Origin of the sequence: Leptothoe sp. EHU-05/26/07-4 (genome assembly GCF_043421015.1) — a bacterium.
Taxonomy (GTDB): Bacteria; Cyanobacteriota; Cyanobacteriia; order Phormidesmidales; family Phormidesmidaceae; genus Leptothoe; species Leptothoe turfae.
The window spans coordinates 244,569-256,892 of the sequence record NZ_JAXSQV010000003.1 but is presented as its reverse complement, the minus strand read 5'-3'; the positions used below and the strand labels follow the sequence as shown (position 1 = coordinate 256,892).

At 48.0% G+C, this 12,324-nt stretch carries 11 protein-coding genes; 6 read left to right on the top strand and 5 right to left on the bottom strand.

Features of this window, described 5'->3' with window-relative positions; genetic code table 11:
* Window positions 1–72 precede the first annotated feature (72 nt).
* From tyrS to U2F10_RS08875, 3 genes are read left to right on the top strand one after another with little or no spacing between them, the layout of a single operon-like run.
* A complete protein-coding gene (gene tyrS / locus U2F10_RS08885; RefSeq protein WP_499872343.1) occupies window positions 73–1,290 on the top strand; it encodes a tyrosine--tRNA ligase in 1,218 nt (405 codons plus the stop codon).
* The gene (gene pyrF / locus U2F10_RS08880) at window positions 1,290–2,030 is read left to right on the top strand and encodes an orotidine-5'-phosphate decarboxylase (RefSeq protein ID WP_163664040.1); all 741 of its coding nucleotides are present in this window, start codon (window positions 1,290–1,292) and stop codon (window positions 2,028–2,030) included. Before tyrS ends, pyrF begins: the two co-directional genes overlap by 1 nt.
* Window positions 2,023–2,757, top strand: a complete 735-nt coding sequence (locus U2F10_RS08875) for a hypothetical protein (RefSeq protein ID WP_499058570.1) — start codon at window positions 2,023–2,025, stop codon at window positions 2,755–2,757. The genes pyrF and U2F10_RS08875 overlap by 8 nt, the downstream gene beginning before the upstream one ends.
* A gap of 32 nt (window positions 2,758–2,789) precedes the next feature.
* Here the strand turns inward: U2F10_RS08875 and U2F10_RS08870 are convergent, their stop codons facing one another.
* Both U2F10_RS08870 and U2F10_RS08865 read right to left on the bottom strand, forming a co-directional pair.
* Window positions 2,790–3,491, bottom strand: coding sequence for a uracil-DNA glycosylase (locus tag U2F10_RS08870; RefSeq protein WP_499058572.1), 702 nt, complete (start codon window positions 3,489–3,491; stop codon window positions 2,790–2,792).
* A gap of 171 nt (window positions 3,492–3,662) precedes the next feature.
* Window positions 3,663–4,775, bottom strand: a complete 1,113-nt coding sequence (locus U2F10_RS08865) for an alpha/beta fold hydrolase (protein ID WP_163664034.1) — start codon at window positions 4,773–4,775, stop codon at window positions 3,663–3,665.
* Between the two features lie 101 nt (window positions 4,776–4,876).
* Between U2F10_RS08865 and U2F10_RS08860 the strand changes: the two genes are divergently transcribed.
* The gene (locus tag U2F10_RS08860) at window positions 4,877–5,761 is read left to right on the top strand and encodes a LysR substrate-binding domain-containing protein (RefSeq protein WP_499058574.1); all 885 of its coding nucleotides are present in this window, start codon (window positions 4,877–4,879) and stop codon (window positions 5,759–5,761) included.
* A 93-nt stretch (window positions 5,762–5,854) separates the two neighbouring features.
* On the opposite strand, the gene U2F10_RS08855 is transcribed toward U2F10_RS08860, so the two are convergent.
* The 3 genes from U2F10_RS08855 to U2F10_RS08845 form a co-directional block, all read right to left on the bottom strand.
* Entirely contained in the window at window positions 5,855–6,058 is a 204-nt protein-coding gene (locus U2F10_RS08855; protein ID WP_163699383.1) for a hypothetical protein, read from the bottom strand.
* 51 nt (window positions 6,059–6,109) lie between these two features.
* Window positions 6,110–6,415 carry a hypothetical protein gene (locus tag U2F10_RS08850; RefSeq protein ID WP_499871780.1) on the bottom strand — a complete coding sequence of 102 codons (306 nt, stop codon included), beginning with the start codon at window positions 6,413–6,415 and terminating at the stop codon, window positions 6,110–6,112.
* 149 nt (window positions 6,416–6,564) lie between these two features.
* Window positions 6,565–6,984 carry a hypothetical protein gene (locus U2F10_RS08845; protein ID WP_499058577.1) on the bottom strand — a complete coding sequence of 140 codons (420 nt, stop codon included), beginning with the start codon at window positions 6,982–6,984 and terminating at the stop codon, window positions 6,565–6,567.
* 376 nt (window positions 6,985–7,360) lie between these two features.
* On the opposite strand from U2F10_RS08845, the gene U2F10_RS08840 reads away from it, so the two are divergent.
* Window positions 7,361–11,194, top strand: coding sequence for a WD40 domain-containing protein (locus tag U2F10_RS08840; RefSeq protein WP_499871778.1), 3,834 nt, complete (start codon window positions 7,361–7,363; stop codon window positions 11,192–11,194).
* A gap of 64 nt (window positions 11,195–11,258) precedes the next feature.
* Window positions 11,259–12,314 carry an acyl-CoA dehydrogenase family protein gene (locus U2F10_RS08835; RefSeq protein WP_163664022.1) on the top strand — a complete coding sequence of 352 codons (1,056 nt, stop codon included), beginning with the start codon at window positions 11,259–11,261 and terminating at the stop codon, window positions 12,312–12,314.
* Window positions 12,315–12,324: the final 10 nt, after the last annotated feature.

Genomic DNA, 12,324 nt, shown 5'->3' with positions numbered 1-12,324 from the left:
CAGTATTTATTTTTGGCGGTTCACTGCGCATTTTTACACCAACACACTATGACCGAGGCTTCTAATTTTGTAATGTCGGCCATCCCTGAGGAGTTTGCAGGGATCTATCGCGGCGTCAGTGAAGTATTTCCCCATCAGCCCAACTCAGACGATCCTAATGAAAGTTTGTTGGCAAGATTACAGCAAACTGACCGGCCACTCCGGATCAAATTAGGGATTGATCCCACGGGTTCTGAAATTCATCTGGGTCACAGCATTCCGGTGAGAAAGCTGCGGGCGTTTCAGGATGCAGGCCACACGGCGGTCCTGTTGATTGGCGACTTTACGGCTCGCATTGGGGACCCCACTGGTAAGTCAGAGGTGCGCAAACAGCTGACGGAGGCTGAGGTTAAAGCTAATGCAGAAACCTATATTGAGCAGGTACGCCCCATTCTCGATTTTGATACCCCTGGCCGTTTAGAAATTCGCTATAACTCGGAGTGGCTAGCGAAGTTGGACCTGGGCAAAATTCTGGAGCTGCTGGGTACCATGACTGTGGGTCAGATGCTGGCCAAGGAAGGCTTTGCCAAGCGTTACGAGCAGGGCAATCCGGTGTATCTCCACGAGTTTTTATATCCCCTGATGCAAGGGTTTGACTCGGTGGCGCTTAAGGCCGATGTAGAACTGGGGGGCACTGACCAGAAATTTAATGTGGCGGTGGGACGAGATTTACAGCGTCATTTTGGTCTGACGCCACAGTTTGGCATGATGCTGCCGCTGTTGCTGGGCACCGATGGCAGTCAGAAAATGTCTAAATCCTTGGGCAACTATGTGGGGCTGCAAGAAGATCCGCTATCCATGTATTCCAAGTTAGAGAAGGTGCCTGATGCCCTGATTTCTGACTATTTTGAGTTACTGACAAAGCGGTCCCTGGATAGTCTGCCGGAGAATCCACGGCAGGCTCAAAAGCAGCTGGCTTTAGATGTTACCGGTCAGTTCCATGGTGAAGCGGCTGCGCAGCAGGCGCAAAAGGATGCCATTAACCTGGTGCAGGGGGGCTCGGGTCAGGCAGAGGCGGTGCCGGAATTCTCTCTAACAGCGGTGAATTTCCCGGCCAAGGTCTTTTATTTGCTAGGGGCAACGCCTCTATGCAGCAGCAGCAGCGATGCTCGCCGTCAGATTAAGGGCGGTGCGGTGAAGTTGGATGGGGAGAAGGTCAGCGACCCCAATGTGGAATTTGCTGGCCCCGATGAGCTGGTGGGCAAAGTGCTACAGGTGGGTAAGAAGAAGTTTGTGAGGCTGGTGGCATAATGGCCCAAAAATTGACCACGCAATCAGCGGCGGAGCGGATTATTGTGCCGTTAGATGTGCCAACGATGGAGGATGCGATCGCACTCGTCGATACAATTCCCAACGTTACCTTTTGGAAAGTGGGTCTAGAGTTATTTGTCAGCGCTGGGCCTGCCATTTTAGAACAGCTAAAACAGCGTCAAAAGCGCATCTTTCTTGACCTCAAGTTCCACGATATCCCTAACACTATGGCGGGAGCCTGTCGAGCTGCTGCTGGTTATGGTGTGGATCTGATCACGGTCCATGCTCCGGCGGGTAAAGTCGCCCTACAGGCGGCCCAGGCGGCTGCTATGGAAGGGGCTGCCGCCACAGGCTGTGCCCCCCCTAACTTAATTGCGGTTACCTTGCTTACCAGCATTAATCCCCGGGCTCTGGCGTTTGAGCTCAAGGTTTCTCTGGAGCTACAGGACTATGCATTGCAGATGGCTTTGCTGGCCCAGGATAGTGGTCTAAGGGGTATTGTTTGTTCTCCCCAAGAGGCAGAAGCTTTGCGCCGTGTGTGCGGTGATGAGTTTTTGTTGGTGTGCCCTGGTGTGAGACCTGCCGGTTCTGCTAAAGATGACCAGCAGCGGGCCATGACGCCCAGTCAGGCCATTGCTGCTGGAGCTAGCTATCTGGTCATTGGTCGTCCGATTGCTCAGGCTGAAAATCCTGCCACGGCATTTCAACAGATTTGCGATGAAATTACGATAAATGGATAATCTCGTAGGGGTGATGCCTTGTGCTCGCCCTGAACTATTGCATGCTACCGATCAGAATTTAGGATTAATCGTAAGTGGTGTGTTAGCGATCGCACGAATGGCTTCTTTTATGCCCAACCTGTATTCCCAAAAGTTTTTGGGAAGCGTCTGCATTGTGTTGAGTTTTGCCCTGGGTAGTTCGCCCGGCCTGGCCAAGGTATCAAAGTCCTCCATCGAACAACCTACCTTTAAAGGGGAGCCTGAAAGCGATACCCCTTATATTCGTCCCCAGGCTAGCTGTCCTCAAGATTTTGCAGCTCTCTCGACTCTGTTAATTCGAGATATTCCTAGCTATACCAACCGGATTTTGCAAAGCAGTGTGGCGGATATTCGTTCTGCCTATCGGCCAGCTTATGTGATTACGGCTAGTCAGCCAGATCGGGTTCCTTTGGAGATTAAAGATCGGGTTTATACCACCCTGCCTGATGACGGCCAGGATTTGCAGCAGCTGTTTTTTACGACGCTTGAACGTCAGTATTCGGAGTCTGAGGCTATTTCCATCAGTCATTTTCATTGGTTGTTTTTAGCGCCTGATGAAGCGGGATGGCAAATGGTGTTTATGTTTTCTGCGATCGAGGCTGAGGATGAAAACCTGTTGCCGCCCCGTGATAGTAGTCAGGGAAGTGTGGGGCAGGCGGTGCAGCGTTGGTTGCAGGATTGTCAGGCAAGGGCGATACAACCTATGTAGGGGATGGCCTTGTGCATCTCAACCAGCAACTACTATGCTTGTTGGCTGTTTACTTCATCGAGCTTTTTTTTAATTTCCTGAATGTCCTGCCACATGAGCCATTTAGGTTTGCCTTTTTCGCGGGAGGGGTTTCGTAATAAGTAGGCTGGGTGGAAAATGGCCATGCAGTTTCGACCTTCCCATTCCATCCAGTTGCCGCGCACTTTAGTGATGCCTTGTTTGACGCCGACTAGGCCTTTGAGGGCGGTGCCGCCGGTGAGCAGAATGATTTTTGGATCTACCAGACGTACCTGTTCTTTCAGGTAGGGGATACAGGCGGCGACTTCACCTGCGGTGGGGGCGCGGTTACCAGGGGGACGACATTTGACTACATTGCAGATATAAACGTCGTTTTTGATGTCCAATCGGACGGAGGCCAAAATTTTGTCCAGCAGCTGACCTGATTTACCGACAAAGGGCAATCCCTGTTCGTCCTCGTGCTGCCCCGGCCCTTCTCCGATAATCATAATGGCGGCGTTGGGGTTACCTCGACTAACGACCACGTTGGTCCGACCACCGGCCAGGTCACAGCGCTGACACTGATTGCAGTGCTGAGCTAGTTGTTCTAGATTTTCGTAGGTGCCCGAGGGAATGGGGATACTGGCACGGGTGGGAATTTGCTCCCAGGTTTCTGGGGATAGGGCATCAACTTCGGAGGGCAGCTGATTACTAAACAGGCTGATCTGCTCTGTCATGAAAGGGGCAAGTAGCAAAGGATACAAGGCTCTAGTTTATAGGAAACCTTGGACCTGAAATCTCCTAGTGAGCCTTTAAACCCAAAGACACCGACCTTCTGTCGATAAGCTGAATTCTACGTTAAGAAAGAACATAAGTAAAAATTATGGGACGGTCGCTAAAAATGTGAGTCAGTCTAGCAAGAATATCAATACCTCTTGAATAAAACGTTCACGTCCCCGTTCTGGACGATCGTTGAACAGGTAATGGGTTGCATCTGGAATTGTTACCATTTGCACAACTGGAGCATTGATAAGTTCTGTCTCCAATATTGATAAGTCTTCTGGCCGGGACCAAAAATCTAACTCTCCCCGAATGCCAAGGGTGGGGGTATAAATATCTTCTGTGTTCCAGTATCGATACCCCTGAGCCAGGTTAAAACTTTCTTCTCGATAGGCGGTAGGAATACGAGCACTTGGCGGTGTGCGAGTTGCGCTGGTGGGGTCGAGTTCAACGGCTGTGCGAGCATAGGCATCAGCGACGGCTGGGTCTCGCCATTGAGTTTTGTTATCGATCGGAATTGAGTTGTCCCATCCCCGTAGAAAGCCGTCGTAATCAACCAAGCGATAGGCACCCCCATCAGGGTTAAACCTGCCGGGATTATTAGGATCTTCAAAGCGCTCAGTCAGTACCCAGGGGGCATTCACGCTGTAGAGGCTGTTTAGCATAATGAGATGGCTGACGACATCATTATGCCGACTGGTGTACATACCGGCCCAATGGCCACCAGTGGCCCAACCAACCAGGGCAACTTGGGGTTGCGTGGTGCGATCGCGGATCCAGTCCACTACGGCACCAATATCACGGACTGCTTCCTCAGAGTTAACTAGCGGGGGATTGCGATCTGCCGGTTCATCTAGACCATCGGGCCGAGTCGAATCTTCCCAGCCGCGTACATTCATGACATAAACAGGGTGCCCGGCCTGGGCAAAGTCCGCAGCCAGCGAGTAGTCTGGTACGTCTAAATCAAAGGATGCCAGACCTCCCGGACCACCACCATGAATCAAGAGAATGGGCACTCCAGTGGATTCTGACTGGGTTTTGACCTCTCGCACAGAAATTTTAATGCCCGGATCGCTCTCAACGCGAAAGTCAGTGCGCGATACTGCAATGGCAGAGACTATTTCTGTAACAGCAGGGGAAACGGTGGGTGCGATCGCGCCCTCGGCTTTAACGTCAGTGACTGCTATGGTTAGCCATCCTAGAATCCATGCCCCTTGGCTTAGGTGTTGATGAAGTGCCATATTCGTCGAATACCCCGTAACGCTCTATCTGCCACCATAGAAAAAGCCCATATGAACGTCCAACACCTCTTTTGTTCATAATTAGCACCTAAAAGGTTCAAATGGAGTTACGCCACCTGCGCTACTTTTTGATGGTTGCCGAGGAGCTGCATTTTGGCCGTGCAGCCCATCGTCTCCATATGGCTCAGCAGCCCCTGAGCCGACAGATTCGTAACCTGGAAGAAGAATTAGGGGTGAAGCTTTTTCATCGCACCAAGCGTACGATGTGGTTAACGGAGGCGGGCAAGGTGTTTTTGCAAGAAACACGAAAAACACTGGCTCAGGCAGACCATGCAGTGATGATGGCTCAGCGGGTTGGTCAAGGTGTGGCCGGACAATTCAATATTGGTTTTACTGGCCCCATTCTCAATAGTGTTTTGCCAAAAGTTGTGCGTGAGTTCAAGCAGAGATTTCCAGCAATTCACCTGGACCTAAAACGGTTGCAAACCAATGAACAGGTGAAGGCACTATTAGCTGAAGAGATTCACGTAGGCTTTCTACATCCTCCGATTAATGAGCCTTTGCTAAGTCAGGAGGTGATTTATAGAGAGCCTATGATGGCACTATTACCAGATATTCATCCCTTAGCGAAAAAATCTCCTGTGCCAATATCAATAACATGTTTAGCGGACGAGTCATTTATTTTGTTCCCTCGTCAGGTAGGCCCTGTTTTGTACGATTCCATTATTAGCTTTTGCCAGCAGGCCAATTTTAGCCCAAGGGTGATCCAGGAAGCGTTTCCACAACAAACAATTCTTGGGCTAGTGGCAGCAGGCTTGGGAGTGTCGCTCATTCATGCGTCTATTCAACAGATTCAACAACAGGGTGTGGTGGCTAGACCTTTGATAGAACGGTCTCCTATACTTGAATCAGCCGTTGTCTGGCGTTCAGATATATCTCATCCCGCCATACCTAATATACTGAACCTTGTGAACGAGCTTTTTTAAAGTAGCTCAAGGCACTCTTTTGGGGAGTCATGTATGATCAGCGATCGCAACAGCTGTTGCGATCGCTGATCATTTGTAACCATAACGTGCAGTCTATTGCTTCTCAGAATCAAGCTGAGCGATCAACCTCACCAAAGAATGTAATGAATCAATTTCCAAAACAATAGGTGTTTTATCTCCTATGGATAAATTCACTTCATTCAATGCGCGATCTGGCATATCACTAGCCTTACCCAATAACTGCTTGGTGAGCGCGATAAACAACAAGAAAAATGTCACAATCGGGAAGATGGCCATGGCTTTACAATGTGAGCAACAATGTGAACAACTTTGACAGGTGGTAAATCCTTAAATAGACTCCTTAAGGCAGGCACAGGCAAAGACTAAAAACGTCGTAGCTGCAAACAGTTTGAAGAGAGGTTGTACCTGAAAGTAGATAGTTTCTGCCAAATTTTGAGAAACGACCCAACCTACAAACAGTGTTAAGAGAGAAACCCCCATACCAAATAAAAACAACCAGCGAAATAACTGAAATGCTATGCGCACGATCAAGCTGTAGCGTCGACGTTGCCTAAATCGCCTGGGAAGCCTATTACCAGGACGTTTCTGTAGTAGTCGAGCCAGCACTGTATGCGTTTGAAACTTAGCAAACATGAGATGTCCCCCGAGGTTATTACCAAAAACCAAGGCCAAGGAAAGCGCTCTTCAGCACCCTCCTCGGCCTTGGTAATCTCTCCATAAACCGAGCCGTTTTTAATTGTTTTTGAACCTATGGGCTGCCGCTCCCCGGCATACCCATGGAATTAAAGATTCATCGCTTCTTGCGCTAAATACAGTTGATACGATGGCGCACCATGAATGAGAAAACGTTGCTGATGGTTTTTCCGCTCCATCTCCAGACTAATGTGGCCATACTGTGTACCTTGTTCACCCAAAATGGTGTGCAGGATTATTCCCAGCATGTCCCAAAGCCTTTGACTAATATAGTGCTCTGGGAAGTGTGGTCCGCTCCTTAATAACTGTTGTACCTCATCTAGACTAACTGCGTAGAGATCGTAAACTGTATTCTTAACAATGATTCTAACGGTCTGACGATCTGCAGGGCTAAACTCTAACTCCACGTTACCAAAGCCAGTATCTAAGACCGTTTGTCGGATGCTCTGATCAACGGACGTTAACACCTGATAGAGGTCCATTCGCCTAAAGTGTGAGTGATTAAACATAGATGCCCCCTTATGTGAGAAATTTATGGAGAAAATATCACTTCCGCGTAGCGTTTAACCTCACATAGATAAAAGTAGCGATAAAGTTAGATGCTGTCAATAACCAGCCTCAAGTGTTGCCATCTAAGATTCAGGTCATAATAATGTCTGCCCATCATGACTATCCTTAACCTATCTCACTTCAAAGGCTAGAGTAGAGTAATAAGTACCATGAAGTGAGATTTTTTCTGTTTAAAAATAATAAGCCAGGGTTTAGCTCCTCACATAAGTGAGGTAACCTATCAAATACAGTTAGTGTTTAACTATGGCTAAGGATCTTGGTGGGTTCCCCTCGATCATCGTTATTGCATGGTTTTAATCTGAGGATGTGGCGTTTATGGTGGAGCCCGATATTTCTGAAGACTTTCTGACCTCAGAAGCTAAGGCTCACGGAGTCACTGAGGCTGAAAGGCAGGCTTTGATTCTAGCGGTGGATGGTTTATCGACAGCTGACATCGCCAAACAGTTAAAAATTAGTGATGCTGCAGTGCGTAAGCGTCTTGGTGAGGTATATCGTAAATTTGAGATTGCGCGGAAAGGGCCAGGCAAACTTGCTATTCTCAAAGTCAAACTGCTCAACACTCAATCTGAACGTGCCCAGAATCAGAACCAGAACCAGAACTGCATTGATTTAGGGAATGCTCCCAAAGTAATCTCATTTACTGGCCGAAAAAGGGAATTACAGCATCTAAGCCAATGGATTCGTAGCGATCGCTGTGATCTAATAGCGGTTACCGGTATAGGTGGCATTGGCAAAACAGCCCTTGTCTTAGAGTTAATCGACCAAATAAAGACCGAGTTTGATTGGGTTGTCTGGCGCTCACTACGACAATTTGATTCATTTCAAGCTCTGCTTGAGTCATTACCTGAAATACCTGCCAATGCCTCCATTAAGGATTTGTTCAAAATATTTAAACAAAAGCGATGCTTACTTGTATTAGATCAGTTTGACCAGGTTTTTGTTTCTGAGACTAATCCTACGAAGAATGCAAAGAAAGCGTCTCGACATTTTCAAGCAGGGGCTTTAGATCCTCACGATCATAAGTACAAAGACTATAAGTATTATCGTCAGCTGTTACAAGAGGTTGGCATTTCAAAATTAGAAAGACAACTACGTAGCTGTGTTGTAATCACTAGTCGTGAGAAGCCTAGAGAGCTAGTGACTCTGGAAGGAGAACACTCAAATGTGCGTATCTTGGCTTTAGCAGGGCTAGATTATCAGGCAGCTGAGCAACTGTTAGAAGATATTGAACCATTGCAGGGCACCGATGTCGAAAAAGCGAAGCTCATCCATAGCTATTCTGGAAATCCTTTGGCTCTCAAGTTAGCGACGGGTACCATTAAAGACTTGTTTGCAGGGCGTATCCGACGCTTTTTAGACCAGCAACAGCTGGTCTTTGACGATCTGCGGGATGTGTTAAAGGATCAGTTTAATCGGCTATCACCTCTTGAAAAAGAGACCATGTACTGGTTGGCCATTAATCGCCTACCCATGACATTTATCAGTCTGCAAACTGATATTGTCTCTTTGCTGAATAAGCAAGATCTTGTTTATACGTTGCGCTCCCTGGAACATCGCTCATTAATCGAAGTGAGATCAGCAGGGGCAACCTTTACTTTGCAGCCAACGGTGATGGAATATGTGACTCAGCATTTGGTCAAGCGCATCGTTGAGGAACTCAACTCGTCAACTATACAGAAGTTGCCTGACAATTTATTACTTAACAATCATTCCCTCCTAAAGGCTGATGCTGTTCACTATGTGCGACGACAGCAAACAGAAAAGCTATTAAAGCCGGTTTTGGATGCCCTAAAACAACTCTATGGCAGTGCAAGGGAAACTCAAGAAAAACTAGAGATCTTCTTGGAGCGCCACCGTCATAATGATGCTTATAAAATTGGTTATTTAGGTGGAAATTTGGTCAACTTGATGACACAGCTGTCGAAAGAGTTGAAAGCCGCTAAAGATCTGAGCAATCAAGATTTTTCACATTTGGCGATCTGGCAGGCAGATTTGGAAGGGGTTAAACTAACTGGCACTAAGTTTAACCACTGCAACTTAGATAAATCTGTTTTCACTGAGATGCTAAGCGATGTGGTATCAGTTGGCTTTACCCATCAATCTACTAGCTTTAATTCTCTGGATGCACCGTATCTCGCTGCTGGAGATACGAATGGGCATATTCACATTTGGAATGCGCTGACCTATCAAAAACGTACCTATTGGCAAGGTCATTTAGGTTGGGTACGGTCACTCGCGTTTAATCGAGACAACACCTTAATCGCTACCGGGGGAGATGACAGTAAATTAAGACTTTGGCGTTTTCATCCTAGCCCTGAAAATCAACCCAGCCTCAATAATATTTCGCTAGTGTGGGAGAAAGTTGACTTTCCAGACTGGGTACGCTCAGTCACGTTTCATCCTGAAAGGGAGCTCGTCGCCTGCTCTAGCCGATCTACGATTTATCTATACAGTGTGAGGACTGGAAAGGAGTTGAAACGTCTTCAGGAGCGTGGAGAAGAGTCTTCTACGCCAACGAGTAGTGAAACTCTTCGATATATTACCTTTAATCAGGCTGGCAATCAAATTGCCAGCTGTGGTGATGATACCTATATTCGAGTTTGGGATTGGGAGAAAAGGCAACGAGTTTTCATGTCGTCGACAGAAACTGGGCATGAAGATTGGGCTCGGTCTGTGGTGTTTTCTCCCTGTAGCCAGTATTTGGTTAGCAGTGGTGATGATCAAACCGTACGCATTTGGGATCTGGAGTCCCAAACCTGTATCAGGGTTTTAAGGGGACATACCGATCGAGTTCGTTCGGTTGCTGTTAGCCCAGATGGATGCTATGTAGGTAGTGGTAGCGACGACGGCACCGTTATTCTGTGGGATTTTCACCTGGGAACTCAAATTAGTAAATCTCAAATACACGACAGTCGTGTCTGGTCTGTTGCCTTCTACCAGCACCATAGCGACACACTTTTAGCCAGTGGCGGAGATGATCGTTCAGTTGTTTTATCGAAAGTGTCTGCGACACCCAATAGCTGGACGCATCCCATGGAGCCGCTCAAAATTTTGCGAGGGTTTGCCAGGGGAAGTCGGTCGGTGGCTGTGCTGTCTTGTGCTCGTCAAACGTCTGATCTAGATTTAATTGTTAGTGGTGGGAATGACTGGCATATTAAGCTATGGCAATCTTTTCAAGAAGATCCCAATACGCCGATTCGAGATTTAGCGGGTCATACCGGACGTATTTGGGGGGTAACGGCCCATGCAGAATGGGTTGCCAGCGCCAGTGATGATGGGACGGTGCGGATTTGGGATTTGGAAAGCGGTTCCTGTGTCAAAGTACTTATAGGCCATCAACACTGGGTGCGAACGGTGGCGTTTAACCCCAGTGGCACAATGCTGGCGAGCGGCGGAGATGATCGACAAATTTATCTCTGGCAGCTACCTACGGGGATGAAATTACAACTATTGGAGGGGCATCAACATTGGATTCGAACGGTTGCCTTTAGCCCCGATGGGAAATATTTAGCCAGTGGTGGGGATGATAAGGCAATTTATCTCTGGGATGTGCGCAAATATAAGGTGATTCGTAAGTTTAAGGAGCGCCACCAGCATCGCATTCGTTCAGTTTCATTTAAGCCGTTTCCCAAATCTCAGTCCAATCCTCGATTATTGTTGGCGAGCGGTAGTGATGATGGAAAAGTGATCATCTGGGATGTGGAGATGGGGGAATATCTCCATTGTTTTGAAGATGAACATCGGACAGCAGGGGTGAAATCTGTTGCCTTTAGCCCAGATAGTTGTTGGATGGCGAGTGGTAGTGATGATCACAGGATTTATGTATGGGACACTCGCTCACCTAATCCACAAAACTGGAAAGCCCAGCCAATAGACATGCCAATGCCCATTGGCCAACCATTGGGGATTCAATCTTTGGTGTTTATGTCGGATAGTCGACATTTAGTGAGTTGCGATCGCAGTGGTTCTATCCACATCATCGATATTATCGATAAAACTCGCCGACAAATTAAGCCACCCCGTCCTTATGAAAAGATGCAGATAAAAGGCATCACTGGCATTGATCCAGTACAGCGTGTCAGTCTCAAGGATCTGGGTGCTATCGATGTGGAAGACTTCAGCAATAGCCTGTCCCAGAGCCAAAATTAAAGCCCTAAGCTTTAACGCTCTCCACCCGCTACATTGGGATTATACGAGCCAGTTATTTGCCCCCATGAGCACATCTGTTATTACCGGTCACTCCACCCATACGCTTGATCACTTATTTCAAACGCTCATTGTTCCACAGGCGGCACAGCTAGATCGAGACCCAATGTCCTTACATAAGGCATTTCAGGAATTAGGTCGCCATGGGTTATTGGGACTTAAGGTTGCCAAACAGGGTGGGGGACAAGGTTGGAATTCTGAGGCGGTTTATCGATTTACGGAGCAGCTGGCGCGCTACTCTGGAGCACTGGTGTTTTTACAAAGTCAGCATCAGCGGTGTGCCCAGGAGCTTTGGAATTCTGACAACCTAGAACTAAAACAGACCTATTTGCAGGGTGCGATCGCAGGTGACATTGGTCTGGGTGTCGGCTTCTCTCATTTGCGTCGGGCACAACAGCCTATCCTGGCAAAAGAGACCGCTGGGGGGTATATGTTTAATGGCACAGTGCCTTGGATTACGGGGTTTGGGATTTTTGAGCATTGGATGTTGGCAGCACAACTACCGGATGGACGAGCAGTTTTTGTTCTAGCTCCATTTCATCCTGTCAAAGGCTCGCTTGCATTTAGTGAACCCATGGAACTGGCAGCCTTAGGATCAACACAAACGGTAACAGCGACTTTGCAGGATTGGTTTGCGCCTGAGAAATTGGTTTTGGATGTTAAGCCAGCGGGGTGGATTCAGCAGGCAGATATGGGGTATCCGCTGACGCACAATTTTTTTGCCCTTGGCTGTGCTCAGGGAGGGTTGGATATTTTAAAAAGGGCTCAGTCGTCTGTATTTCCTGAGATTGGTGAGGCCTATGGGAGATTAACCCATGAGGTGTGTCGCTGCCGAAAAGCTACCTATGGGACTTTAAAGAATCCATCGGAGGAGAGGTTGCGGTTGCGGGCTTGGGCGATTGAGCTAGCGGTGCGGTGTGGTCATGGGGCAGTGATTGTGTCACGGGGGGCGGCGAATTTTGCAGGGCATCCGGCGCAACGGGTTTATCGAGAGGCCCTGGCGTTTTCGGTATCAGGCCAGAGTAATGGGGGAATGAGGGCGAGTTTGGCAAGAATTTTGTAGGGTGCTTTGT